General features: G+C 34.5%; 22 protein-coding genes. 8 read left to right on the forward strand and 14 right to left on the reverse strand.

Features of this window, described 5'->3' with window-relative positions; all coding sequences use genetic code 11:
* Positions 1 to 165: 165 nt before the first annotated feature.
* The 3 genes from ACHRV5_RS20990 to ACHRV5_RS21000 all read right to left on the reverse strand — a co-directional run bounded on the left by ACHRV5_RS20990 (position 166) and on the right by ACHRV5_RS21000 (position 4,198).
* Positions 166 to 1,158 (reverse strand): Gfo/Idh/MocA family protein, encoded by a 993-nt coding sequence (locus ACHRV5_RS20990; protein ID WP_395428050.1) that lies wholly within the window; start codon positions 1,156 to 1,158, stop codon positions 166 to 168.
* A gap of 317 nt (positions 1,159 to 1,475) precedes the next feature.
* Positions 1,476 to 3,683, reverse strand: a complete 2,208-nt coding sequence (locus ACHRV5_RS20995; RefSeq protein ID WP_395428052.1) for a TonB-dependent receptor domain-containing protein — start codon at positions 3,681 to 3,683, stop codon at positions 1,476 to 1,478.
* A 161-nt stretch (positions 3,684 to 3,844) separates the two neighbouring features.
* Positions 3,845 to 4,198 carry a hypothetical protein gene (locus ACHRV5_RS21000; RefSeq protein ID WP_047777662.1) on the reverse strand — a complete coding sequence of 118 codons (354 nt, stop codon included), beginning with the start codon at positions 4,196 to 4,198 and terminating at the stop codon, positions 3,845 to 3,847.
* 191 nt (positions 4,199 to 4,389) lie between these two features.
* On the opposite strand from ACHRV5_RS21000, the gene ACHRV5_RS21005 reads away from it, so the two are divergent.
* The gene (locus ACHRV5_RS21005) at positions 4,390 to 5,124 is read left to right on the forward strand and encodes a porin family protein (protein ID WP_230004309.1); all 735 of its coding nucleotides are present in this window, start codon (positions 4,390 to 4,392) and stop codon (positions 5,122 to 5,124) included.
* Here ACHRV5_RS21005 and ACHRV5_RS21010 read toward each other — a convergent pair.
* On the reverse strand, positions 5,119 to 5,724 hold the full coding sequence (locus tag ACHRV5_RS21010; RefSeq protein WP_047777664.1) for a hypothetical protein: 606 nt from the start codon (positions 5,722 to 5,724) through the stop codon (positions 5,119 to 5,121). The two genes, ACHRV5_RS21005 and ACHRV5_RS21010, sit on opposite strands and share 6 nt — an antisense overlap.
* 279 nt (positions 5,725 to 6,003) lie before the next feature.
* Here ACHRV5_RS21010 and ACHRV5_RS21015 point away from each other — a divergent pair, with 279 nt between their 5' ends.
* The 4 genes from ACHRV5_RS21015 to ACHRV5_RS21030 all read left to right on the forward strand — a co-directional run bounded on the left by ACHRV5_RS21015 (position 6,004) and on the right by ACHRV5_RS21030 (position 10,713).
* Entirely contained in the window at positions 6,004 to 8,472 is a 2,469-nt protein-coding gene (locus ACHRV5_RS21015; RefSeq protein ID WP_395428055.1) for a bifunctional UDP-N-acetylmuramoyl-tripeptide:D-alanyl-D-alanine ligase/alanine racemase, read from the forward strand.
* Positions 8,473 to 8,542: 70 nt separating this feature from the next.
* Positions 8,543 to 8,920 (forward strand): large conductance mechanosensitive channel protein MscL, encoded by a 378-nt coding sequence (gene mscL, locus ACHRV5_RS21020; RefSeq protein WP_395428056.1) that lies wholly within the window; start codon positions 8,543 to 8,545, stop codon positions 8,918 to 8,920.
* 165 nt (positions 8,921 to 9,085) lie between these two features.
* Positions 9,086 to 10,075, forward strand: a complete 990-nt coding sequence (locus ACHRV5_RS21025; RefSeq protein ID WP_047777668.1) for an aspartate-semialdehyde dehydrogenase — start codon at positions 9,086 to 9,088, stop codon at positions 10,073 to 10,075.
* 131 nt (positions 10,076 to 10,206) lie between these two features.
* Positions 10,207 to 10,713 carry an SMI1/KNR4 family protein gene (locus ACHRV5_RS21030; RefSeq protein ID WP_395428058.1) on the forward strand — a complete coding sequence of 169 codons (507 nt, stop codon included), beginning with the start codon at positions 10,207 to 10,209 and terminating at the stop codon, positions 10,711 to 10,713.
* A gap of 378 nt (positions 10,714 to 11,091) precedes the next feature.
* Here the strand turns inward: ACHRV5_RS21030 and ACHRV5_RS21035 are convergent, their stop codons facing one another.
* From ACHRV5_RS21035 to ACHRV5_RS21050, 4 genes are all read right to left on the reverse strand, one after another.
* Positions 11,092 to 11,409, reverse strand: a complete 318-nt coding sequence (locus tag ACHRV5_RS21035) for a 2Fe-2S iron-sulfur cluster-binding protein (RefSeq protein WP_047777672.1) — start codon at positions 11,407 to 11,409, stop codon at positions 11,092 to 11,094.
* A 63-nt stretch (positions 11,410 to 11,472) separates the two neighbouring features.
* Positions 11,473 to 11,958 (reverse strand): hypothetical protein, encoded by a 486-nt coding sequence (locus ACHRV5_RS21040; protein ID WP_047777673.1) that lies wholly within the window; start codon positions 11,956 to 11,958, stop codon positions 11,473 to 11,475.
* Positions 11,959 to 12,174: 216 nt separating this feature from the next.
* Positions 12,175 to 12,414 carry a NifU family protein gene (locus ACHRV5_RS21045; RefSeq protein ID WP_026982674.1) on the reverse strand — a complete coding sequence of 80 codons (240 nt, stop codon included), beginning with the start codon at positions 12,412 to 12,414 and terminating at the stop codon, positions 12,175 to 12,177.
* Between the two features lie 196 nt (positions 12,415 to 12,610).
* Positions 12,611 to 13,741 carry an Mrp/NBP35 family ATP-binding protein gene (locus ACHRV5_RS21050; RefSeq protein ID WP_047777675.1) on the reverse strand — a complete coding sequence of 377 codons (1,131 nt, stop codon included), beginning with the start codon at positions 13,739 to 13,741 and terminating at the stop codon, positions 12,611 to 12,613.
* Between the two features lie 431 nt (positions 13,742 to 14,172).
* Here ACHRV5_RS21050 and ACHRV5_RS21055 point away from each other — a divergent pair, with 431 nt between their 5' ends.
* Positions 14,173 to 15,795 (forward strand): murein L,D-transpeptidase, encoded by a 1,623-nt coding sequence (locus tag ACHRV5_RS21055; protein WP_395428060.1) that lies wholly within the window; start codon positions 14,173 to 14,175, stop codon positions 15,793 to 15,795.
* 174 nt (positions 15,796 to 15,969) lie between these two features.
* Here the strand turns inward: ACHRV5_RS21055 and ACHRV5_RS21060 are convergent, their stop codons facing one another.
* From ACHRV5_RS21060 to ACHRV5_RS21075, 4 genes are all read right to left on the reverse strand, one after another.
* Positions 15,970 to 18,399: an ABC transporter permease gene (locus ACHRV5_RS21060; RefSeq protein WP_395428062.1), complete on the reverse strand. Its 2,430-nt coding sequence runs from the start codon at positions 18,397 to 18,399 to the stop codon at positions 15,970 to 15,972.
* A 3-nt stretch (positions 18,400 to 18,402) separates the two neighbouring features.
* Positions 18,403 to 18,525: a hypothetical protein gene (locus ACHRV5_RS21065; protein WP_255663689.1), complete on the reverse strand. Its 123-nt coding sequence runs from the start codon at positions 18,523 to 18,525 to the stop codon at positions 18,403 to 18,405.
* Positions 18,526 to 18,533: 8 nt separating this feature from the next.
* Positions 18,534 to 19,241 (reverse strand): ABC transporter ATP-binding protein, encoded by a 708-nt coding sequence (locus ACHRV5_RS21070; protein WP_230004313.1) that lies wholly within the window; start codon positions 19,239 to 19,241, stop codon positions 18,534 to 18,536.
* Between the two features lie 124 nt (positions 19,242 to 19,365).
* Entirely contained in the window at positions 19,366 to 20,610 is a 1,245-nt protein-coding gene (locus ACHRV5_RS21075; protein WP_395428065.1) for an efflux RND transporter periplasmic adaptor subunit, read from the reverse strand.
* Positions 20,611 to 20,768: 158 nt separating this feature from the next.
* On the opposite strand from ACHRV5_RS21075, the gene ACHRV5_RS21080 reads away from it, so the two are divergent.
* Both ACHRV5_RS21080 and ACHRV5_RS21085 read left to right on the forward strand, forming a co-directional pair.
* The gene (locus ACHRV5_RS21080; protein WP_395428067.1) at positions 20,769 to 22,115 is read left to right on the forward strand and encodes a sigma-54-dependent transcriptional regulator; all 1,347 of its coding nucleotides are present in this window, start codon (positions 20,769 to 20,771) and stop codon (positions 22,113 to 22,115) included.
* 203 nt (positions 22,116 to 22,318) lie between these two features.
* Positions 22,319 to 23,644: a sensor histidine kinase gene (locus ACHRV5_RS21085; protein ID WP_395428068.1), complete on the forward strand. Its 1,326-nt coding sequence runs from the start codon at positions 22,319 to 22,321 to the stop codon at positions 23,642 to 23,644.
* A gap of 136 nt (positions 23,645 to 23,780) precedes the next feature.
* Here the strand turns inward: ACHRV5_RS21085 and ACHRV5_RS21090 are convergent, their stop codons facing one another.
* Positions 23,781 to 24,107, reverse strand: a complete 327-nt coding sequence (locus tag ACHRV5_RS21090) for an MGMT family protein (RefSeq protein ID WP_047777686.1) — start codon at positions 24,105 to 24,107, stop codon at positions 23,781 to 23,783.
* Positions 24,108 to 24,506: 399 nt separating this feature from the next.
* Positions 24,507 to 25,142, reverse strand: coding sequence for a LysE family transporter (locus ACHRV5_RS21095; RefSeq protein WP_047777688.1), 636 nt, complete (start codon positions 25,140 to 25,142; stop codon positions 24,507 to 24,509).
* Positions 25,143 to 25,180: the final 38 nt, after the last annotated feature.

A 25,180-nucleotide genomic window follows, 5' to 3' on the forward strand; every position in this document is an offset into this window, starting at 1 on the left:
GCTTTTTTGTCCTTTCGACGAAGGAGAAATCACACTCGTAACTCGACAAAGATTGGCGATTTTCTATGTGGAATTTCTGATGTGATTTCTCCTTCGTCGAAATGACAATGTGATACTAAAGTTGAGGTGTTTGCTTTTATAGTTGAACCAAGATAAGATGTGTTTCTACTTCAAGTTTCTAAATTCCTTCAAAACTTCATCGATCACCCAAGTGGTTCTTGATGCAGAGACTCCATTAGAGGGCGAAGCATTTTCGTCTCCTAAAAGTTCAGCAACTATGGTTTCTATAAGAGGTTGTTGTATGTGAAGCGGGTTTTCGATGGTAATGCTTTCTTTCTCACCATTTGCAAGTTGAATGTGAATGGGATCATTGCCAAAAGTAGAGAAGGAGATTTTTCCTTTATCCCCCACAATTTCGGTATTGTCATAACGTTCAAAACTGGCAAAGTTCCATAAACCGGAACCGTGAATCCCATTTTCAAACAAAAAGGACATCGAAACTGTATCCTCTGCCGGATAAGCCAAAAGTTGGGAACTCGCGTGACCTCGAACAGATTGGATTGGTCCAAATAAGTAATCCAGAAAATCGAGCGTATGACAGGCTAAATCCACAAAAATTCCTCCACCAGAGAGATGCGGTAAAACCGTCCAGGGTAAATTAATTTCATCATCGTAACGTTGCTCGAAAGGGTGGTACAAAACACAATTTACATGTCTTACAGTTCCTATCTTTCCTTGGTCAATTAGTTCTTTTATTTTAAGAAATCGGGGTAAGCGTCTTCTGTAGTAAGCCACAAACAAGGGCACATTATGGGCTTTACAGGTGTTTATCATTTCGTTGCATTCTTCAAATGTGAGCGCCATAGGTTTTTCTACATAAACCGGTTTTCCGGCTTTAGCACACAAAATAGTGTATTCTTTGTGAGAAGAAGGAGGCGTCGCAATATAAACCGCGTCGACTTCGGGATCGTTGATTAAGTCAACGGCATTGGAATACCATTTTGGGACATTATGACGTTTTGCATAATCTTCCGCAAGTACAGGATCTCTGCGCATCACGGCAACTAAAGCAGAGTTTGGTGTTTTTTGAAAAGCAGGTCCGCTTTTAACTTCGGTTACATTTCCGCAACCAATGATTCCCCATTTTACAATTTTCATTTTTTTAGTTTTTTTAGGTATTTCAAATTTAGGAGAAAAGGATTGTTTAAAAAAAGGGTTGCCACGAATTACACGAATTTGCTCGAATTTTTTTTTTGAAAAGCTTGGTGTGGAAAAATATTGCCACAGATTGCAAAGATTTTCACAGATTCTTTTTAATCATTTTAATCCTTCTAATCTGTGGCAAAAAAGACAAAAAGAATAGCCACGAACTTTAAAAAATATCCCCAAAAATAATTCGGGAAAATTCGTGAAATTCGTGGCTAAAAAAAAGCGTTAAAGTCTACTTTTTGAGGTTCTTGTGATTAAGTAAAAAATTATAAGTTGAAGTTAATCCCTAAAACTATATTTCTTCCAATATTAGGAATCCCGTCTGTTTTTAATCTGGAAAGGTGTGCAATGTATTTTTGGTCAAATAAATTGTTTCCGTTCAAGTTTACATCAAAAGCGGTTTTACCTAATTTTACAGTTCCTCCAAAACCTAAATTTACTAAAGTGTATCCTTTAGAAGCCGTTTCAAAACCGCTTACATTATCCTGACTGAATGTCGATGAAACGTTAAAAGAAGCAAATCCTTCTTTTAACCAGTTTTTAATATTAAATTCAGTTCTAAGCGTGTTGTTCCAATTGTTAGCCGGAATTAAAGGTAAATAATCCTTGTTGTCTTTTTTACCTGTTACCGTTTCAAAACTGGTTTCAAAATGCAACCAATCCAGTGGATGCGGGTGAAAGTGGAAACCAACTTCACCACCATATAATTTTGCATTGTCCTGTACATAAGCAAAAACATCATTTTCGTCTAAGATTTCTCCTGTTGGGGAAGTGTAGATGTAGTTATTTATATGGTTGTAAAATCCATTAATAAAAAACTCAAAATGGGTGTTCTTGTATTCTAAATTCAGGTCAGTCTGAACGTTTTGCTCTGTTTTTAAATTAGCATTTCCAATCTCGTATCGGTTGGTTCCTTCGTGAACTCCGTTTGAAGTTAATTCGGCTAAGTTTGGTGCTCTGAATCCGGTAGCTACATTTAAACGTAACGTCAGAGGTTCTGCTAATTTGGTTTTGTAACCTAATGAAGCGTTAAAGCTGTCAAAAGAGCGGTCTAAGGCTTGGAAATAACCTTCTTCATCTGCAACTCCGTGTGCTTGCGAAGTGATGTTTCGATTGTCAAAACGCAGTCCGGCCTGGATAACACTATTGTCCCATTCGTAATTTGCTGTTCCAAAAACACCAAAATCATTGGTAGTGGCATCCGGAATTAAGAATTCTTCGCCTGAATTTTTATTGGTTTGATGCATTCCCTGTACACCAAGTATCGCTTCGATTTTACCAAATTTTGGAAAATGGTATTTTGCATTGTAATTGAAGGTGTTCAATTTCATTCGTAAAGCAGCATTGTTACTGTCTTCAAATTCGCTTCTGTCATTAGAAATATAGCCCAAATCAACATCTAATTTGGAGTTCTGAAAAAAGATAACGTTGTTCAAGCTGAACAAATGATTAAAAATCCCTTGTCTCGGGAACTGGGTGTCTTTGCTTGAAGATTGCTCTGCGATTCCTTCTTCCGGAATTCCGATGTCTAATTTGTTGTAATTGTATCGTAAAACACTCGAGAAACTAGAGTTGCTGTATCCGATTCCGGTTTTAAAATCGGTTTCGTTGTAACGGGTATTGGTTACGCGATCTCCATCAGGAATTTTATAGTCTGAATGGGTGTTGAAACTTCCACGAGCTAAAAATTTCCAGTTGTCTGTAGACGTTTTTAATCCAATAGAGGAATTACTTCCTTCTGTATTGGTGAAATATTTTTGACTGAAATTGGCTTTGAATGTATTCGCATCAGCAAATTTCTCTGGATTAAAGTACAAAACACCACCCAAAGCATCCGATCCGTATAATAAAGAAGCAGGACCTTTGATTACTTCAACGCTTTCGATTCCGGCATCATTTAAACCTAAACCATGTTCGTCGCCAAACTGTTGATTTTCGATACGGACTCCTTGCGAGTATACCAAAACACGATTACCGCTAAGTCCTCTGATTACGGGTTTTCCGATTGAAGTTCCCGTTGAAATTTGAGAAACCCCCGGAATTGTGGCTAAGCCTTCAATTAAAGTCGAAGTTCCTTTTTGCTGTAATGTTTTGATACTTTCATGCTCAATTTTCATTACGTTCTGTGATTGCAATTTATTAAAAGGAGTAGAGACGATTACTTCATCCATTTCAAAAATGGATTCCTGAAGTGTAACATCTAAAGTGTTTTCTTTTACAAGTTTGGCAATTGTTTTGTTCTCGGCAGTAAAACCGACAAAAGTAAAGGAAAGACGTAAGCTTCCGTTTGGCAGATTAGTGAATTCGTATTTTCCGTTTGCATCAGTAGTGGTGCCTTTGTGTAATTCCGGTGCATAAACTGAAACGCCCGGTATGGGTTGATTTTGAAGGTTGGATACGATTCCGGAAACAGAGTTTTGAGCTGAAAGCAGCCCTGAAAATCCTAAAATAAGGATTACGATTATTTTTTTCATTGGAAAATGATGCTATAGTTAAATGGATTTTTCTTCTTTAAATAAAAAAGGAGAACAACAATAACGTCTGCCTATTCTGATCCAGTCAGAACGGGGAGATGTAGTTTTCTTTTTAAGTTTAAGTAAGAAAGTTATAATTTATGTTTCGAGTGTTTCGAAACTCAGGCAACTATACCAACAGGTGGTCCACGTAACAAATAGGCGCTTTCAGGAAAGGAGAATATCTTTTCTGAATGGGTAAAGAAATAAGGAATTCCTTCGGTTGCGGTATGAAATTGAAATGAAAATTGTTCCGGAAGTATTGAACTTTCAAAAGAAAAGTGGCATACAAAACAAACGTCATAATTATGATGTTGGTGTGTAATTTCGCCGCTTGGATCATTGTAGTCGTGATGACATTGTTTTTCCGAGAGCTGTTTTACAATATGCTCATAACTGTGTATCGACTGAAACAATATTGAGAACAATACTGTTAGAGCGAAAGAGACACTTAATATGAGTTGCTTTTTCTTCATGCCGTACAAAGGTATAAAAGAACAATCAAAAATGAATTTATTTTTTTACTTCTGTTTTGAATTTCTTAATAATAGCACTGTAAAACGTTTTATTTTTAATGAAAAAGAGAATAATTGCGTTCTAATTGTCACCTAAGCTGTCATTATATTATATTTGTAAGTGAAATAAATCAACTTCAAAAAACGTTTGCTTGAAAAACTCTTTAAAACCAAAATACGATATGCGATTACTTTTCAGTTGTTTGTTTTTAGTGTCTTTTTTTTCTGTTTTTTCGCAGGAAGAAACGACGCCTAAAATAGAACCGGTTGTTAAAATCGATTCGTTATATCGGGAAGATCAGTTTTATTTTTCGGTTACCTATAATCTTTTTACGAATGCTCCGACTGGTCTTAAGCAGGATAAATTCTCTGTGGGACTTTCTGGTGGTTTTTTGCGTGACATGCCAATCAATAAAAAAAGGACTATTGCAATTGCAACCGGGATAGGGTTAAGCTATCAGAATTTCTATCAGAATCTGACTATTTCCAAAGATGCTTCGGGAGCACTAGTGCATGGGGTAACAGATTACAATGAATTTGTTACCAATAGATTCAGACAATATTTAGTGGATGTTCCGTTGGAGTTTCGCTGGAGAAATTCAACGTATGAAAGCTATAAATTTTGGAGGATTTACGGAGGGGTTAAATTTAGTTATATGTTCTCTAATAAATCGGTTTTGGATAACGGAGAGACGACCTATAAAATCACAAACAATCCGTACATCGCTAAATTTCAATATGGAGTCTACCTTGCCACAGGATATAATACCTGGAACATTTATGTGTATTATGGATTGAATCCTTTGTTTCAGGCAGTCAAGACGAACGAAGGTGAAACGGTTGGTGTTAAAACGATTAATGCCGGTTTGATTTTCTATATTTTATAACCACAAATACAAGAATAACAACTGCGGAAGTGTTCCGATTGCAAGACCAATAATTAATTCTTTGTTGGTATGTGCCTGCATTTCCAAACGTGATGAGGCTACTATTCCCGTCAATAAAACTAATAAAGCAGTCCAATACGGGTTTTGCATCTGAAAATGAATGTTTAATCCAAGTATAAAAATGGTGAGTCCGCTAATGGCCATCATGTGTAAGCTCGCTTTTGTTTTAAAAAGAATAAGCACCAGCGCTAAAATGGTACTGAACAAAGCCCCGAGAAAAAAGAAATGAAGTTCCGGATAACGGGTGATAACAATACTTCTCTTTACTAATAGGATATATAAAAAACATTGTAAAATTAAGGGGATTTTACGCTGAGAAGCTTCGTGAACCATAACCGATTTTACGTGTCCGGTAGAGCGAAGCAACATAAAAAACAACACCGGAACCAAAATGGTAATAATCAGAATTTGAAATAAAACATAGTATTTTTCTCTATCCGTAAAAATATCTTCTTTGCAATACAGATAAAACAAAGTGGCATACATCGATATAAAAATAGGATGAAGGATATAGGAGAATAATGGAAGTATTTTTTTCAAAGCGCATTATTTATAAGGTGTTCAACAAATATAAATGAATTAATGTTTTTTGCCACGAATTGCGCTAATTTTCACGGATTATTTATTCGCTAATTTCAAAGAGTATATTTCTTCTAATAAATTTAAGAACAGTGACAATTTGCGAAAATTAGTGCAATTCTTGGCGAACTCTATTCCGATTTTTAAAACCAATAATTACCGTTAAGTACTCCTTTATTTTAAGAAAATCACAACTCTTTTCTGTTTGTAATGTTTTAAATTTGACAAAAAGAATTTTAAATGAGCATAAACCTAAGAAACCTTATTCCGGTTCTTGAAGCCGAATGGATTGGTTTACATACAGCTATTTTTGTTGATCATGTTTCGATTGACAGTCGTTCGTTGCAAAACGGATCTCAAACCTTGTTTTTTGCCTTATCAGGTGTTAATAATGATGCTCATTTGTATATTTCTGAGCTTATAGACAAAGGTGTTCAAAGTTTTGTGGTGCAATATGTGCCTGATAACTGTAAAGGGAGGGCTAATTTTTTAATCGTAAAAGACACTTTAAAAGCTTTGCAGGAATTTGCAGCTTATTATCGTAATCTTTTTGATTTTCCTGTAATCGGACTAACCGGAAGTAACGGAAAAACCATTGTAAAAGAGTGGCTTAATTTTTTACTGAGCCCTGATTTTAATGTGATAAGAAGTCCTAAAAGTTATAATTCTCAAGTGGGTGTTCCGCTTTCAGTTATTGCGATAAACGAAAAGCATAATTTAGGCATTTTTGAGGCCGGAATTTCCACGGTTAATGAAATGATTAATCTGGAGAAAATCATTAAACCTACCATTGGTGTTCTAACGAATATTGGATCGGCACATGACGAAGGATTTCTGAATTTAGAGCAGAAAATAAACGAAAAACTGCAACTGTTTAAAGATTCGGCACTTGTTGTTTACCAGAAGAATGAAATTGTTGATTTGTGTCTGGCAGCTTTTGTAAAAGAAAACCAATTAAAAGAGCAGGTTCTTTTTTCGTGGAGTTTTACAGATAAAACGGCAACGGTTTTTATCTTGAAAAAAGAAAGTAAAAATGATAAAACGCAAATTGAATATCAGTATAAAAATGAATTTTTCAATTTAGAAATTCCTTTTCAGGACTCTGCTTCCATAGAAAATGCGATTTCCTGTTTGTTGGTTTTGCTTTATTTTAAATATGATTTTGCAACGATCCAGAATCGAATGCAAATGTTGTATCCTGTACAAATGCGTCTTGAAGTAAAAAACGGAATTAATAATTGCAGTATTATTGACGATAGTTACAGTTCCGATTTTCAATCGCTCAAAATCGCTTTGGACTTTCTGGAGAGTCAGAAAAAAAATGCTTCTAAAACGGTAATCTTATCGGATATTTTTCAGAGCGGATTTTCAAACGAAGAGTTGTATTCTAAAGTAGCCCAACTAATTGCCGATAACAAAATAAATCGTGTCATTGGAATTGGAAATACAATTTCCTCTTTCTCGGATAAATTTTCAAACGCGGTAGTTTTTGCCAGTACGGCTGATTTTATTGCCAATTTTGAAAGCCTGAATTTTGCCAATGAAACCATTCTGATAAAAGGAGCAAGATCTTTTCAGTTTGAAGAAATTGTTACGCTGCTGGAGGAGAAAACCCACGAAACGATACTGGAGATTAATCTGAATTCAATCAGTCATAATCTGAATTTCTTTAAATCTAAGTTGGCCGGCAATGTAAAAATGATGGTGATGGTGAAGGCCTTTGGATATGGAAACGGAGGTTTGGAAATTGCAAAGTTGCTGGAACATCATAAAGTTGATTATTTAGGCGTGGCTTTCGCTGATGAAGGAATTTCGCTTAAAAGTGGCGGAATCAAATTGCCTATTATGGTTTTGAATCCGGAGTCTACCAGTTTTCCGTCGATTATTCAATACCAGTTAGAGCCTGAGATTTACAGCATAAAAGGATTGAATGCTTTTTTGAAAATTGCCCGTGAAAAGAATCTTAAAGATTTTCCGGTTCACATTAAATTAGATACCGGAATGCATCGTTTGGGTTTTGAAGAAAATACGATCGATGAATTGATTGCAACTTTAAAAGGAAATTCGACAATTCGGATACAAAGTATTTTATCCCATTTGGCAACCAGTGATGATAAGGATCATTTTGAATTTGTACGTTCTCAAATTCGTTTATTCGAAAAACTGTCGTCAAAATTAATGACTGAATTGGGGGTGAATCCTATTCGTCATATTCTGAATACATCGGGGATTAGTAATTTTCCGGATGCGCAGTTTAATATGGTGCGTTTGGGAATTGGCCTTTATGGCGTTTCAAATGATGCTGCTGAGCAAAAGTTTTTAGAGAATGTAGGTACGTTGAAATCAATTATTTCTCAGGTTCGTACAATTCCGTCTGGTGATAGCGTTGGTTATGGTCGACGATTCATGGCGACTAAGGAAACTAAAATTGCAACTATTCCGATTGGTTATGCGGATGGGATTTCAAGATTATGGGGCAATGAAGTTGGTTATGTGATCGTTAAAAATCAAAAAGCAGCAATAGTAGGAAGTGTTTGTATGGATATGTTAATGATTGATGTCAGCGAAATTGATTGTAAAGAAGGAGATTCTGTGATCATTTTTGGAGAAAATCCAACGGTAACTGAGATTGCAAATGCTTTAAAAACAATACCATATGAAATTCTGACGAGTATCTCACAACGTGTAAAAAGAGTATTTTTCAGGTAATTTTGATGAACTTTGGAGAAAATTACGTATTTTCGAGATTCAATTAAGTATAAATTAAAACAAATCAATTATGGGATTTTTTTCTGAATTTAAGGAATTTGCAATGAAAGGCAACGTGGTTGATCTGGCTGTCGGTGTAATCATTGGAGCTGCTTTTAGTAAAATCATCAGCTCATTTATTGACGATGTAATTACGCCATTGCTATTGAAGCCGGCTTTAGAAGCTGCACATTTGTCTAAAATCGAAGAATTGACGGCTTTTGGAGGTGTTAAGTATGGTTTGTTTCTGTCGGCATTGATCAATTTTATCATTGTTGCTTTTGTATTATTTCTGATTATAAAAGGAATTAATGCTTCAAAAAAGAAAGAAGTTGCTGCTACTGCTCCGCCTGCAGGACCAACTCAGGAAGAGTTACTTACGCAAATTAGAGATTTGTTAAAAAAATAAATACCGCTACACTAAGTCTAATTTAACCGCTTCTTAACTGAGGCGGTTTTTTTACGTTTGTTTCATTTGTAACATTTTGTTATTTTTTGTGAACCTCTTGTTTTGTTTTTTATTATACCTACTTTTGTGTAAAGATTTACATTAATTCATACTAAAAATATAAAAATGAGAATAGCGATTGTAGGCGCCACTGGTATGGTTGGCGAAGTAATGCTTAAAGTTTTAGCGGAAAGAAATTTCCCTGTTACCGAATTAATTCCTGTTGCTTCTGAGCGATCAATAGGGAAAGAAATTGAATTTAAAGGAAAAAAATATAAAGTTGTAGGCATGCAAACGGCTGTCGATATGAAAGCGGATATTGCTGTTTTTTCTGCCGGAGGAGATACTTCGTTAGAATGGGCACCAAAATTTGCTGCTGCCGGGACTACTGTTATTGATAATTCTTCGGCATGGAGAATGGACCCTACAAAAAAATTAGTGGTTCCTGAGATCAATGCATCGACATTAACAAAAGAAGATAAAATTATTGCAAATCCAAACTGCTCTACTATACAAATGGTATTGGTATTGGCTCCTTTGCATAAAAAATACAATATTAAAAGAATTATTGTTTCTACGTACCAATCTATTACCGGAACAGGTGTAAAAGCGGTTAGACAGCTTGAAAACGAGTATGCAGGAACGCAGGGAGAAATGGCTTACAAATACCCAATTCACAGAAATGCAATCCCACATTGCGATAGTTTTGAAGAGAACGGGTATACTAAAGAAGAAATGAAGTTAGTTCGCGAGACTCAAAAAATCATTGGAGATAAAACGATTCGTGTTACGGCTACTGCAGTTCGTGTACCGGTTGTTGGAGGTCACAGTGAGGCTGTAAATGTCGAGTTTACAAATGATTTTGATGTAAATGAAGTACGTGAAATTTTACACCATACAGACGGAGTAACGGTTCAGGATAATATAGACACCTTTACCTATCCAATGCCTTTATATGCTGAAGGTAAAAATGATGTTTTTGTTGGAAGAATCCGTCGTGATGAAAGCCAGGAGAACACCTTAAACATGTGGATTGTTGCCGATAACTTGAGAAAAGGGGCAGCTACAAATACCATTCAGATTGCTGAGTACTTAATCGCAGCTGGTTTGGTTTAGGGATCAGAGGTTAAAGAAGAATGTTATAAAAAAGAAACCGTAATTACAGCTATGTGATTGCGGTTTTTTTATGAGATTCAACTTGGTTTTGTGGAAAAAAACTATATTTAACGATTAGAAATACAAATGGAATGAACTTAGAAGCGTATAAAATAATCCCGAACTATAAGACGAATAAAACGGATCTGTTTCTTGCTTTGCATGAAGAAATTCTGGCTTGCGAAAAAACTTTGGACCTTGTTTTTGATGAGAGCTATAAGGAGTATGTCTTAAAATATGGCAGTGGAATCCTTGGAGGGACCTATGTGCGAATTTTTCTTCCCGAAACAATAATAGTAACCATTGCAGCTTGGAGAGATCGTATAACAGAATATTGGTTTTGGGATGAAGGGAAAAATGTTTTGACTAAAGAAGAAGTTTTAAGCTCAATCAGAGTTGGAGATACCTTTGATGGAGATGAAATCATCTTATTTAAAAAGGAATACTATATTTTGCCACGACATCAAGAAATGATTTATAAAGCCGGGGATACGCTTGAAGAGACAATAAATTGGTTATGTTCATCCGGAATTTTGACAGAGGCATTTTCTGAAAGAGAATTTGAGCCTTTTAATCCGGAAGATTTGAATAATAGTTAATTGGTAAAAATAAGGGATCAAGTTCAAAAATTGTGGGATAATTTTTAGAAATTTCCTTTTGTTAGAAGTAGTAGATCTTATGCTTTTTTTAAGTACCTATTTCCCAACTTCTCGCTTTGACGATCTCGCAAAGACGCAAAGACGCAAAGTTTTTTTATTTTTAAGTTTCGCCTTTCTGTTTTCTTCTTTCTTACTTTGGGTTTTTTAAAATGTCATGGAGTCTCAAAGTTTTTCTGCTTTTTCATTAAAACTTTGCGATTTTGCGACTCTGCGATATTTTTACTTCCCATAATTTTCGAACTTGATCCAGAATAAGGTGTACTTTTATTTGACATAAAAAAAGCGGGAATTCTTATTAGATTCCCGCTTTTTTATACTTTAATATTCTGGTGCTAATTCTAGTTCTAATCCTTCAAGATCTGTAGTGATTGGTATCTGACAGCCTAAACGACTATTTGACTTAACATAAAATGCTTCCGAAAGCATGGCTTCTTCCTCATCTCCCATTTCCGGTAATGCAACATCATTCAGTACATAACACTGGCAGGAAGCACACATTGCCATTCCCCCACAGGTTCCTTCAACAGGAAGTTCGTATGCTTTGCATAACTCCATTATATTCATTGCCATATCAGTTGGAGCCTGTAATTCGTGTATAACTCCTTCTCGATCTTTAATCTTTATTAATACATCCATTTTAATTGTTGGAATTTTTCTTACTTCGGATTTGAAAACGTGAACAGATCCTGATGTTTACTATTAACTGTTAGGTTTTAAACTAAAAGCATATTCTCTTGCGTTGTTGTCTTTTAAATGCATTTTTACTCCCAGCATATTTCCTTCTTTCTCCAATAGAGTAACTACAGCAATTACGGAATAATAATCTTTATCAGCTTGAAAGATTAAAGTTCCTTCGTAAGTTGAATTTACAACTCCTTGTTTGTCTGTCGTTACAGAAACTTTTCTTGGATGAGCAAATTCTGCTGCGCTATATGTTGCTTTGTTGGCAAATTTAGCTTTTCCTTCGCAGATATCATATAAAAAATCATAATTGCCAATTCTTAATGTTCCTTCTTCGTTGCTTGCATTGGTTGAGAATACAATTTGTCCTGCATATTTAAAATCCGACCATTCTTCAGAGTCATTTACCCAGGCTTTGTCAACTACTAAGGTTTTTTGGCTTTGTTGTGCATGGCTTACTGAAACAAAAAATAACAATAAAATTAGAGCGTAATAATTTCTCATAAGATTTGTGATTTAAGGGTTATGTCACAAATTTAAGTTAATTATGTAACAATAACGCAATGAAATCTCTTAAATCTTTGTGTTGTTTTTTGATAAAACCGCAAAAACAAGCGTTTTTCTGAATGTTTTTTTGGTTTATTCAAATAAAAACAGCTTAAGGCCTATTATTCTTGTTAATTTGTTGAAACTGAAAAACTTGCAAAAACAATGTTTTGATTACATGATGTTTACTACAGTTTCAATCTGTGGTGCGTATTTTTTTATTGTCGTTTCAACTCCAGCTTTTAAAGTCATCTGATTCACGCTACAGCTAATGCATGCTCCTTCAAGACGAACTTTGACATGTTTGTCATCGTCAATAGAGATAAGTGTAATGTCTCCTCCATCAGAATTTAAAAATGGTCTGATCTCGTCAAGAGCCAATAATACGTTGCTTGTTAATTCTTCTGTTGTCATAATTTAATGTGTCAATTAGAAAATGTGTCAATTAGAGAATGTGTTAATTAGAAGAGGTGTCAATTAGAAAATGTGCCTATTAGAAAATGTGTGAATTAGTGATGATACCAATTATTTCATTATCGAATTATCTCATTGCCGAATTGTCTCATTATCGAATTATTTCATTGTCCAATAATAGCATAGTCTAAATTATCTAATTTTTCTTTACTGCTGAACAACCTGCCATAGTTGTAATTTTGATGGCTTCTGTAGCAGGTAAACTATCGTTTCTGTTTACTGTTTCTTGTACAACATTTCGAGTAATCTCTTCAAAAACAGTCTCGATTACTGAAGCTGTTTGCAAAGCTGCCGGGCGACCATAATCTCCTGCTTCACGAATAGATTGTACAATTGGCACTTCACCTAAGAAAGGAACATTTAGATCTTCAGCCAGGTTTTTAGCCCCTTCTTGTCCAAAGATATAATATTTATTGTCAGGTAATTCTTCTGGTGTAAAGTACGCCATATTTTCTATAATTCCCAAAACAGGGACATTTATATTATCCTGCATAAACATCGCTACTCCTTTTTTTGCATCAGCAAGAGCTACAGCTTGTGGTGTACTTACCACTACAGCTCCTGTAATTGGTAACGATTGCATGATTGAAAGGTGAATGTCACCTGTTCCCGGAGGTAAGTCGATTAACATAAAATCTAATTCTCCCCAGTCTGCATCAAATATCATTTGATTTAATGCTTTTGAAGCCATTGGACCTCTCCAGATTACCGCCTGACTTGGAGCGGTGAAAAAGCCGATAGAAAGTATTTTGATCTCATAGCTTTCAACCGGTTTCATTTTCGATTTCCCGTCAACAGTAGTCGAAACTGGTTTCTCATTCTCTACATCAAACATAATTGGCATTGATGGTCCATAAATATCGGCATCCAAAATACCAACTGCAAAGCCCATTTTTGCTAATGTTACAGCTAAATTTGCAGTAACAGTAGATTTTCCAACACCACCTTTACCGGATGCAACGGCGATTATATTTTTAATTCCCGGAATAGCACGACCTTTAATTTCGTTTTTCTCAGGAGTTTCCACTTTAATATTTACTTTAATTTTTGCTTCAGGTGATATTAATTCATGAATTGTTTTTTTAATATCATCTTCAGCTCTTTTTTTGATGTGCATAGCAGGCGTATGAATCACTAAATCGACTACAACTTCATCGCCAAAAGTAATTACATTGGCTACAGCTCCGCTTTCAACCATATTTTTTCCTTCTCCCGCTATAGTAATTGTTTCTAGAGCTTTAAGAATTTCTTTTCTGTCTAATTTCATTTTTAACGTCGTGTTTTTCTATTGAGCGAAATTAATTTAAAAACTGTTTTTATTTAAACTGATTTCAGAGTGCAAAGATAACGGATTATGTTCGAATTTTAACTTTTTTTAGATTGGATTTGTTGATAGCGAGATTGTTCAAAATGATTCTAGGTAACTTGAAGTTCTCGTCTTTAAGAACTCAAAAAAAACAGTTGTTTTTTTACAGATTGTTTTAGGGACTGTTTTTTTTAATTAAGCAGAAAAAACCGCACACTAATTTAGAAGATTTTATGCGTTAATTGTCAATAATCTTGGCTATATTTGAGTACCCCAAATTGATGATTTCCAAGTAATTCCGAAAATGTTAAAAACTTGTTTTTCAGAAGTTTTTATAGCTTTTTAATGTTTTTGTAATTAAACAAAGTTCTAAAAATTTAATCCGTAAAAGTATGCGAAATTTTACTTCTTTCACTGTAATTATTGCGATGAGTTTTTTAGTGTTTTCTTTTACATCATTGGATGTTGATGAAATAAAAGCGAAGAATACATCGGTCAATATTGAAAATGGGATTGTTCCTAAAAAGAGTCTTCAGTCAGTTTCTCTTGACGACGCTTCTATAGAGCAGTTTTTTAAAAAATATTCCAAACTAAAGAAATACAAGAAGGATGTTTTGGATATTTATACCAAAAGAAATTACAAATCGATTTGGTATGATGAGAAAAACATCACTGAATTTGGGAATTTGCTCTATCAGAAAGTAAACGTATTACAAGATCAGGGTATAGAAAATAAAATGCCTTATAAAGACGAGATTGATGAGGCTTTTAATGAAAGCTCGGAAGAAAAACCAACGGAGCTCGACACCGAATTACTGCTTACCAATATGTACGTTTTTTACGCCAGTAACGTTTATTCGGGTGTAGATCCGGCAACGCTCAAGAAAATTGGGTGGTATCTTCCGGCCAAAACTATTTCGTATCCCAAAATTCTGGACTCGCTTATTGTAGATTCCAATCGTTTAAATAAAGATGATAATCTGTTATTCGGTCAGTATTACAAACTTCAAGAAGCATTAAAAAAATACCGAAAAATTGAGACTGATAATTTGTGGCAGCCCATTTCGATTAATGCGGCGACTTATAAAGATTTAAAACCTTTTGACATTTCCAATACGATAAAGGATGTAAGACAACGTCTTTTTGTGGTTGGAGATCTTGCTCAGGATTCTAAAAGTGATGTTTATGACGAAGAGCTTATGGCGGGAGTGTTGAACTACAAAAAAAGATACGGTCTGAAGTTAAACTATGCTTTAACGAAAGAGCATATTGATCAGCTGAATGAACCGATCTCTAAACGTATAAAAACCATTATGCTTAATATGGAACGTTGCAGATGGATCCCTACTAAACTTTCTAAGGCCAGCGAATATATTATGGTAAACATTCCTTCTTTTAGACTGATTTATGTGAAGGATGGAAAATATGATCTGGTATCGGATATTTTTGTGGGTACCCGAATGACCGAAACGGTAATTTTTAGCGGCAATATGGATCGAATTGTTTTCAGTCCGTATTGGTATGTGCCAACCAGTATTATTAAAAACGAATTAAAACTTCAGATGGCCAGTGATAAAAACTATTTGGCAGATCATAATATGGAGTGGAACGGTGGTCGTGTAAGACAAAAACCGGGACCTAAAAATTCGTTGGGACTGGTTAAATTTATGTTTCCAAATCCAAATGATATTTACCTGCATGATACACCTGCAAAAAGTTTATTTGAGTTCGAAAAACGTACGTTCAGTCATGGTTGTATCAATGTAAAAGAAGCAAAAAATCTGGCGCTTGCTATTTTAAAAGACGATCCGGACTGGCCTGTCGATAAAATTGATACTGCGATGAGCGGGGAGAAAGAAACGACTTGTATGCTTAAAAGAAAAATCCCGATTTACATTGGTTATTTTACCTCGTGGGTAAATGATAATGGTGAAATCAGTTTCTTTCCTGACGTTTACGGAAGAGACGAAAGTTTAGATAAATTACTGTATTCAGATTCAGTTACGATGAAATAATTTTTTACGACGTTAAAAAAACAAACCCGACAGGTTTTTGAAACCTGTCGGATTTAGATAAAAAAAATGGTAATGGTCTACAAGTGTCAGTCTCAGTCCCAGTCTCAGTCTCAGTCTCAGTTTTGAACTGAAGACTGAGACTGGGACTGAAAACTTTAAAAAAAAACAGGAAGTCTATTCGTATTTTAAATACTTCAATATATCTATTTTGGTGACTTGATAGGCTTTGGTTAAAACAATCAGGAGTGTTAAAACCAACAAAGAAAGTAAGGCAATACTAAAGGGAACAAATGAAATTCCGATTCGGAAAGCGAAATCTTCCAGCCATTTTTGCAATAAAACATAGGCGGGAACAATTCCAATTGCAAAACCTAGTAAGCAGTAAAAAATATATTGTTTGGATAATTCTTTCAGTAAAATGTCAGTTTCAGCTCCTAATGTTTTTCTGATGGCAATTTCTTTTAATCTTCTCTCCATCGAAAAGGATGCCAAAGCGAACAATCCGAAGATCGCAATTATAATTACAACCATATTTAGAATAAAGAAGAGATTTTTTTGTTTTACATGTTCCTCAAATGTTTTAGCAAATCCTTTGTTTACAAATTCATAATCAAAAGGATAATCCGGGTTTACATTTTTATTCCAATACGTTCTTAATTGGTCTAATGTTTCGGTCATATTATTTGGAGAAACTCTTACCAGAATATTATTAAAATTATTCCATTTTAAAGTTTTAAGGTTGATGAAAACCATTGGTGGAATTTTATTTTGTAAGCCGCTAACATTAAAATCTTTTACAACTCCAACAATTTTAAACTTCAAATTGCCTTTTTCATTTCCCCAACCCGATGTTATAATTGTATTTATAGGATCTTTTATATTTAAAGCTTTAACCAATGTTTCATTCATAAGCATATTGCTTACCGTGTCAGAGGCAAATTGAGGAGATAAATCACGTCCTTTTACGATTTTAATTTTCATCATATCCAGGAAGCCAAAATCCATTTCGACATTTCGTGGCTGTACAAAAATACCATTGTGTTTAAATCCCGAACTGGAGCTTGTGCTTCCCCCAAAAGAACCGGCAAATGTGGAAACATCTATAACGCCGGGTATTTTTTTGATTTCCTGCTTTGCTGTCAAATACTGCTCTGTTCTTCTCAAGCGATCCGGTTTGTTAAACGGAATGGAAATTATCTGATCACCACTAAATCCAAGATCTTTGTTTGTCATATAATCAACCTGTGCATTGACAATTAAGGCACCAATGATGAAAAATGTTGCAATTCCGAATTGAAAAATAAGCATCGAATTTCGAACCCAAATTCCACTTTTGCTTCTTGAAAAATTCCCTTTTAAAACTTTTAGGGTTTCAAAATTTGAAATATAAATGGCGGGAAAAATACCTGCACAGACAATTACTAATCCAAAAATAAAAATGAGTTGCAGATAAAATTCGCTACCATTCATAGTCAAATTTTTGTTTAAGAAGGTATTATAGTAAGGTAGTGAAAGTTCTACAATGGCCAAGGCAAACAAAATGGCTAAAAGAACAATGATTGCCGTTTCAAATATAAATTGCCTCATGATCTGACTTTTTGAAGCCCCGACAATTTTACGTACACCTACTTCCTTAGCACGTTTGATTGCTGATGCGGTTGCTAAATTGATATAATTTACCAATGATAAAACCAGAATCAAAAGAGACAAACCTCCCATGATATAAAGTAATTTCAGATTACCGACACCTTCAGGATAGTTTTGGCCTGCTGCGCTTTTTGTGCCATATAATCGAGACGTTTTTAACTGATCGATTATTACTTTTATTTCACCATTTTCTTTTAGATACTGCTCAGGAGTTTGTCCATTTTCCTTAGCATCTTTTAAAGTTCGGTTTACATAATTTACATTTTGCATTTTCTTCAAAACAAGAGATGCGTCCGCGGTTTTTTTAATTTTGATCAGTAAACCATAATTAAAATTACCCCAGCTGTTTTGATCACCTTCTCTTTTTACACCGCTAAACACATAATTTGGTTCCATTGAAGAGGGTCTGGTAATGCGGTATATAGATTTTACAGTATAATTTGCGCCTCCATATGTGATAGATTTACCGATAGGATCTTCATCCTTAAAAAGCAGTTTGGCCTGATCCTCTGAAACAGCAACACTATTTTTCTCTTTTAGAATATTTTGTTTAGCACCTTTTAAGATTTCGAAAGGAAAAAAATCAAAAAAATTCTCATCACTGGCAGTAATTTTTTTAACCAATAATTTTTGACTCTTGTACTTAATAATATCCTCATCGTACCAAGTATTAAAAAAACATACTTTTTCAATTTCGGGAATTGTGGCTTTACAAGTTTCTCCAAACGGAATGGAGTTTGAACCCCAGGTATCGCCTGTTCTGCCAATCTTGTTCAGTACCATGTAAGTGTTTTCTTTTTCGGGATTCCATTGATCATAAGAATGTTCATTATTCCAATATAAAATGGCGAAAATAATGCTCGCAATTCCAATGCTTAACCCTAAAACATTCAAAAACGAAAACAATTTGTTTTGCTTTAAATGATAAATAAATATTTTGAACCAGTTAGAAATCATTGTTTATCCTTTTATAATTAGCTCAGTTAAAGCCGAAACCGAAACTGTATTTTTATTTTCTATAGTCATCACTTTGCAGATAAATCCTACCAGGATTAAAATTGCAGTTACAATAAATTTGATCATTTTGATTTTTATTTAGCGTCCATAAAAACATCAACATTTCTCTGATTTAATTTTTCAGAGAAGATAACCCCATCCTTCATGTGAATTGTTTTTTGCGAAAAAGAAGCATCATAATCAGAGTGGGTAACCATCAGAATTGTAGCGCCTTTAGCGTGCAAATCTGTTAAAAGTTCCATTACTTCATTACCGTTTTTACTGTCCAGATTTCCCGTTGGCTCATCGGCAAGAATAATTTTAGGGTCGTTTACCAAGGCTCTTGCTACGGCAACCCTTTGTTGTTGACCTCCTGAAAGCTGTTGCGGAAAGTGTTTTAAACGGTGTGAGATATTTAGTTTTTCTGCAATGGCTTCGATCTTTGGTTTTCTGTCAGCAGCTTTTACATTGTTGTAAAGCAAAGGCAATTCGATATTGTCGTAAACTGAAAGCTCATCAATTAAATTGAAATTTTGAAAAATAAAACCAATATTTTCTTTGCGAACCTGCGCTCTTCCTTTTTCTTTTAAGCCGATCATTTCCTGATCCAGTAATTTATAACTTCCTTCAGAGGCGCTGTCCAGTAATCCTATTATATTTAGTAAAGTCGATTTACCACAACCTGAAGGCCCCATAATAGTTAAAAAATCGCCTTTTTTAATGGTTAAGCTAATGCCGCTTAAAGCAGAGGTTTCTACTTCTTCGGTTCTAAAAACTTTGGTTAAATTTTCAATAGTTATCATATTTTTAAGGTGTAAGTTGTTGTTAAAAAACGTTTTTTGATTGATGATTGATGATTGGTGGTTATTTGTTATTTGTGAAATGTTAGCTGTAAAATGTTAGCTGTAAAATGTGACTGAAAACTAACTACTCAGTGCTAATCGATAATTCTTCAACATCTTTATAATCCGTATAAGAAGAAGTAATCACAGATTCGCCTTCTTTTAAACCTTCCAAAACTTCATAATAAGAAGGGTTTTCGCGTCCTAGTTTAATATTTCTTCTTTCGGCTTTATTGCCTTTGACTACAAAAATCCATTTTCCGGCAGTTTCCTGATTAAAGCTTCCTTTTGAAATGACCAGAGTTTTATTTTTCTCGGATAAAATTAGTTTTACTCCAAAGCTTAAGCCGTCTTGTAATGTAATTTTTTCTTTAGAAGTGAAAGCTAATTCTACTGTAAAATGACCGTTTTTTACTTCCGGAATAACTTTGGTTACCAAAACTTCGAGATTTTTTCCTTTAAATTCGACTTGACCTTTTAAACCTTCACGAACTTTTTCCAGATAAAATTCATCCACATCAGCAATGAGTTTGTATCCTTTTTTAGAATCTATTTTTCCGATGCTGGCACCAGCTTGGAATGTTTTTCCCAGAACAGGTTCGAATGAAGTCAGTCTTCCGGACTCAGGAGCTGTGATCAAAAAGTTCTTTTTGTTGTTTCGCAAAATATCCAGACTTCTTTCCATAGTTTGTATCGAAAGATTGATTTGTGAAATCTGAACCTGATTGCTTGCCTTTTCTTTTTGAATACTTTGCTGAATCGTCTTTTTTCGTTCTTCCTGAAAACGCAAGCCCTCTTTAAAGGTATTCCAGTCATTTTTCGAAATCACATCTTTGGCAAACAATTTCGAGTTCATATCATACAATCTTTTGGCGTCATTATAATCATGTTCAATTAAAACCAAATCCTTGGTTAAGTTCAATTCCTGATTTCTAATATTCAGTTTACCTGTATTCAGATTGTTGATTTGCTCAATAATGGCTGTTTCCTGAGTCAGATAGTTCAGTTCTGTATTTGGATTGTACAAGCGGGCCAAAGATTGTCCTTTGGTAACCATAGCGCCATTTTCTACAAAAATTTCTTTTACCGATCCTCCCTCGGTTACATTTACAAGCATCACATTCAAAGGTTCTACTTTGGCCTGAAAAACAACGAAGTCTTCAAAAAAAGCTTTTTCAACTTGTTGCACAGTCAGTTCATTTGCTTTTACGTTTAGACTTCTTTTAGTGCTAAACGAATAAAAGAAGAGTGCTGCCAAAACTAAAAAAACACCAATTAGTATTGTGAGGTTTCTAAATTTTCTATTTTTACGAGGGATTACTGTGTCCATTTCTTTAAATAATTTACTGATAGTCAATAGGTAAATATTGTGCCACAAAAAGTATTATTTGTAAAGCCTTGATTTTAAAGAGACTTTAAAAGCAATCAAAAAAAGGACTGTTCGAAAATGGACAGTTGACCGTTCGAAATCGAACAAAAATAAATACCATGCGAAAAAAATTAGCTCAAATATTAATCGTTGACGATCAGGAAGAAATTCTTTTTTCGGCAAAAATGATTCTCAAAAAACATTTTGAAACCATTTTTACGACAAACAGCCCTAAAAAAATCATTTCAATTTTAAGTGAAAATGAAATTAATGTGGTTTTATTGGACATGAACTACCGAATTGGTTTTGAGGACGGACGCGAAGGAATTCACTGGCTCAAAGAAATTAAAACACTTTCGCCACAAACCGTTGTTATTTTAATGACGGCCTTTGGTAAAATTGATACTGCTGTTGAAGGGATAAAAATCGGTGCTTTCGATTATGTTTTAAAGCCCTGGCACAATGATAAATTACTCGAAATTATTGACAATGCAGTTGTTGAAAGCAGAAAAAACAATAAGAAAACGCCCAATGAAACAATAGAGAAAAGATACTTTGTAGGGACTTCGGTAAAAATAAAACAAGCGTATTCTATTGCTGAAAAAGTAGCCAGAACAGATGCCAACGTTTTAATTCTGGGAGAAAATGGAACCGGGAAATATGTCTTCGCCGATTTTATTCATCAGAATTCAGAACGAAAAAAAGAACCTTTTGTGCATGTTGATTTAGGTTCCCTAAGCGATAGTTTGTTCGAAAGTGAACTTTTCGGATACGCCAAAGGAGCTTTTACCGATGCAAAGACTGATACACCCGGAAGATTTGAAATGGCTTCGGAAGGCACTATTTTTTTGGACGAAATCGGGAATATTCCATTACATCTTCAGGCTAAATTATTACATGTTTTACAAACCAAAACCGTAACCCGTTTGGGTGAAAGTAAAGCGAGGCCTTTAAATGTGAGGATTATTGCAGCCACAAACAGTGATATTAAGGCCGAGGTAAAAAACAAAACCTTTAGAGAAGATTTATTGTATCGAATCAATACGATGGAAATTCATTTACCATCGCTCCGGGAACGAAAAGATGATATTGTTCCGATGGCTGATTTTATTTTAGATAAGATTGCTGAGAAGTACCAACAGGAGAATTGGCGTTTTGAAGACAATGTGGCACCATATTTAGAAAAATACCCATGGAAAGGAAACATCCGTGAAATGGAAAACAAGATTGAACGTGCTTTGATTTTAGCCGAAAACAATACCATTTCTGTAACTGATTTGGATATTCTTGACTTTGATGAACCAGATGAAACTGACGACAATCCATTGTTTGAAATGGAAAAAAATGCAATCGAAAAAGCATTGTTTAAACATAACGGAAACATTAGTAAAACAGCTGAAGAATTGGGTTTATCCAGAGCTGCTTTATACAGAAGAATTGAAAAATACGATTTAAAGAATTTGTAAATTGAAAGTTGCGGTGAGAGTAGTTTGGCCACAGATTAGAGGATTAAAAGGATTCAAAATTTGTGACGTAAAAAATAGCCACGAATTACACAAATTACACTAATTCGTTCGTGGCAAAAAAAATAATTCGCGCCAATTCGTGAAATTCGTGGCAAGAAAATCAGTTTAATCCTTTTAATCTGTGGCATAAAAAAAATAAAATAATGAAAAATTGGAAGTTCTATAATGCTTTGTTTATAAGAGTTTTGTTGGTCATGACGCTCTTTTTTCTTTGCGTTTTTTTAATTTATAAGACGTTTTACTACAATGCAATTTTAGTTGGTGCTTTTATGGTCATAGCATTATTTGAGATGTATTTCTATATCAAAAATGAATCGTTGTTTTATGACAAAACATTGCTTTCGATCTTGCAAAATGATTTTTCGACCAATTTCCCGGAAGAGAATAAAAAAGGCAATTTCAAAAACCTGTACCTGTTGTACGATACTTTAAAAGTGCAGAAGCAGGAGCAGACCTCCAAAGAACTTGTTTACCGTTCGATTTTAAATAGTATAGACACGGCCACTTTGATTTTGGAAAAAGAGAATGAAGAATGGGATATTTTTTTGATGAACGATTGTTTCTCTAATCTCTTTAAAGTTCCAAAAGTCAGTCATTGGAAATACCTTAAAAATTATCTGCCGTCACTTTGTGATGAAATTGAAAAAGTAGAGTTTGCTGAGTTAAAAGCGGCGATTTCAATTAAAATAGAAGCACAGGACTTGCAGACTTTTATGCTGCAAACCTCCCATACCAAAACCTACAACAAAGAGTATTTTATTATTTTATTGGATAGTATTCAGCGTGTAATAGAGAAGAAAGAGAAGGAGGCGTGGATTAATTTAATGAAAATTATTTCGCATGAATTAATGAATTCCTTAACGCCAATTCGGGCGCTTTCACAGAATTTACTCCACATTGTCGATCAGGAAGCACTCGAAGAAGAAGATTTTGATGATATCAAAAGCAGTATTTCAACGATCATAAACAGAAGTGATCATTTGCAGGTTTTTGTCGAAAATTATCGAAAACTGGCGATGTTGCCAACGCCAAATAAAGTAATGACCCCTATAAATGCGCTTTTTGAGGATTGTATGAGAATTATGACCCCCATTCTGAAGGCTGAAAATATCGAATTGATCAATGAAATTAGTAGTTCACGTTCTATTCTGATTGATAAAAATCAAATGGAGCAAGTGATTATTAATCTAATTACCAACAGTGTTTATGCGTTGAAAGATAAAAGTGAAAAGAAAATGTTTTTGTCCAGTTATTCTGAGAACAATCGATTTTTTATCATTATTTCAGATAACGGAAAAGGGATTGATCCAGCTATAAAAGACAAAGTTTTTCTGCCGTTTTTCACCACCAGAAAAGACGGTGCCGGAATTGGTTTAACGCTTTCTAAAAACATTATAGAAGCACATGGCGGTTATTTAAGTTATCAGACAGACGAAGATAAAACCAACTTTGTTATTTGTCTTATTTAAAAAAGGTTTAAACCATATAAGTGATGTAAGTTCATATTAACGTTGCGCTAAAACTAAGCTTTGCCTTAAACTTAACGCAAAGAGTTCGCAAAGTTAATATGAACTTACATCACTTATATGGTGAAAAAAATACACACTATAAGTCTATTTCAGGTTGCCAAAAATGCTTCTCAAAATCTATAATCTGATGGTTGACGACTTTAATCCCTTCGCTCTCGAGTAGTTGTTGCATTAGATTGGTTCCGTCAAAATGATGTTTTCCGGTCAGAAGCCCTTTTCGGTTAACAACGCGATGTGCGGGAATATCATCCATATCATGACAGGCATTCATTGCCCAACCCACCATTCGCGCAGAACGAGCAGTTCCTAAAGCTTTTGCAATAGCGCCATAAGAAGTTACTTTTCCGTAAGGAATTTGTCTGGCAATAGTATAAACTCTTTCGAAAAAATTCTCTTCAGCCATAAGTTGATTTTTTGTTGCAGATTAATTAAATGTGTTTTGATTGTCATGATCTTTTTACCACTAATTCCACGAATTAGCGCGAATTATTTTTTTGCCACAGATTAAAAAGATTTCAATGATTTTAGTAGGTGTGATTTTTTTTTAATTCTACACAAATAAATTTACAGGACTGATAAATAAAAAGTTAGCTTAATTAAGTTTTGATTATTCTTATCTTTTCGCCGCGAATTAAACGAATTAAACGAATTAATTAGTGTTAGCTTTTTTTGCACTACAGATATTAATCATTCTTATTTTTTCGCCGTGAATTATACGAATTAATTAGTGCAATTCGTGGCAACTTTTTTTGCACTACAGATCATTAATCATTTTAATCCTTTAATCTGTGACCTGTATTTTTTAACTAAAATAGTAATTTAGAATATTAAAAAGCGTGGCAATAGAGATCAGTCCGGTGATACTCCCAATGATGGTATTCATGTTTCGCATCATATAATCTGTTTTCTTTTCGATCCTTCCGAAGAAAGCAATATAGCTGTATAAAGCCATAAAGGAACCCAAAACAGAACCTAAAACAAACGTAAAGATAATGTTGTTTTCAAAGGCAAAAAGGTGGTAAGAGGCCAAAGTGACGCTCACAACCACATAATAAGGAATCGGAAAGAAATTTAAACCCGAAAGAAGCATGCCTAAAAAGAAGCGACTTCTTTTGCTGCTCTTTTTAATTTTTGATTTTTTGGCTTTAGGTTCTTTTGCTATAAACAGAAAATAAATCGTTAGTATAGAAAAAATACCAAAACCAACTTCACGTAATAAAGTCACAACATCCGGACGGTTATCAATTACACGCGCAAACAAAACAGCCAGCGAAACCTGAAATAAAATAACCAGAACGGCCCCGACAGTAAACCATAAAGCATTCTTTTTTCCTTCTTTTAGGTTTATTTTAGCGGCTGTCATGTTGATTAATCCGGGCGGAATAATTCCAATGAAAGCAGCTATGAAACCAGAAATTAAAGGAGTAAGTAATGCCATTCAGTTGATTGATGGGTTATAAAAAGTTGATTTTAAAA

Source organism: Flavobacterium sp. FlaQc-52 (assembly GCF_044007495.1).
GTDB classification, from domain to species: Bacteria; Bacteroidota; Bacteroidia; order Flavobacteriales; family Flavobacteriaceae; genus Flavobacterium; species Flavobacterium cupriresistens.

Excerpts from the sequence above, each read along its gene's own strand:
- ACHRV5_RS21030 (WP_395428058.1), top strand. The coding sequence starts at position 10,207 with ATGAACTTAGAAGCGTATAAAATAATCCCGAACTATAAGACGAATAAA.
- ACHRV5_RS21015 (WP_395428055.1), top strand. The coding sequence starts at position 6,004 with ATGAGCATAAACCTAAGAAACCTTATTCCGGTTCTTGAAGCCGAATGG.
- ACHRV5_RS21080 (WP_395428067.1), top strand. The coding sequence starts at position 20,769 with ATGCGAAAAAAATTAGCTCAAATATTAATCGTTGACGATCAGGAAGAA.
- ACHRV5_RS21035 (WP_047777672.1), bottom strand. The coding sequence starts at position 11,409 with ATGGATGTATTAATAAAGATTAAAGATCGAGAAGGAGTTATACACGAA.
- ACHRV5_RS21075 (WP_395428065.1), bottom strand. The coding sequence starts at position 20,610 with ATGGACACAGTAATCCCTCGTAAAAATAGAAAATTTAGAAACCTCACA.
- ACHRV5_RS21000 (WP_047777662.1), bottom strand. The coding sequence starts at position 4,198 with ATGAAGAAAAAGCAACTCATATTAAGTGTCTCTTTCGCTCTAACAGTA.
- ACHRV5_RS21095 (WP_047777688.1), bottom strand. The coding sequence starts at position 25,142 with ATGGCATTACTTACTCCTTTAATTTCTGGTTTCATAGCTGCTTTCATT.
- ACHRV5_RS21085 (WP_395428068.1), top strand. The coding sequence starts at position 22,319 with ATGAAAAATTGGAAGTTCTATAATGCTTTGTTTATAAGAGTTTTGTTG.
- ACHRV5_RS21060 (WP_395428062.1), bottom strand. The coding sequence starts at position 18,399 with ATGATTTCTAACTGGTTCAAAATATTTATTTATCATTTAAAGCAAAAC.
- ACHRV5_RS21055 (WP_395428060.1), top strand. The coding sequence starts at position 14,173 with ATGCGAAATTTTACTTCTTTCACTGTAATTATTGCGATGAGTTTTTTA.
- ACHRV5_RS21065 (WP_255663689.1), bottom strand. The coding sequence starts at position 18,525 with ATGATCAAATTTATTGTAACTGCAATTTTAATCCTGGTAGGATTTATC.
- ACHRV5_RS21045 (WP_026982674.1), bottom strand. The coding sequence starts at position 12,414 with ATGACAACAGAAGAATTAACAAGCAACGTATTATTGGCTCTTGACGAG.
- mscL (WP_395428056.1), top strand. The coding sequence starts at position 8,543 with ATGGGATTTTTTTCTGAATTTAAGGAATTTGCAATGAAAGGCAACGTG.
- ACHRV5_RS21025 (WP_047777668.1), top strand. The coding sequence starts at position 9,086 with ATGAGAATAGCGATTGTAGGCGCCACTGGTATGGTTGGCGAAGTAATG.
- ACHRV5_RS21040 (WP_047777673.1), bottom strand. The coding sequence starts at position 11,958 with ATGAGAAATTATTACGCTCTAATTTTATTGTTATTTTTTGTTTCAGTA.
- ACHRV5_RS20995 (WP_395428052.1), bottom strand. The coding sequence starts at position 3,683 with ATGAAAAAAATAATCGTAATCCTTATTTTAGGATTTTCAGGGCTGCTT.
- ACHRV5_RS21090 (WP_047777686.1), bottom strand. The coding sequence starts at position 24,107 with ATGGCTGAAGAGAATTTTTTCGAAAGAGTTTATACTATTGCCAGACAA.
- ACHRV5_RS21070 (WP_230004313.1), bottom strand. The coding sequence starts at position 19,241 with ATGATAACTATTGAAAATTTAACCAAAGTTTTTAGAACCGAAGAAGTA.
- ACHRV5_RS21050 (WP_047777675.1), bottom strand. The coding sequence starts at position 13,741 with ATGAAATTAGACAGAAAAGAAATTCTTAAAGCTCTAGAAACAATTACT.
- ACHRV5_RS20990 (WP_395428050.1), bottom strand. The coding sequence starts at position 1,158 with ATGAAAATTGTAAAATGGGGAATCATTGGTTGCGGAAATGTAACCGAA.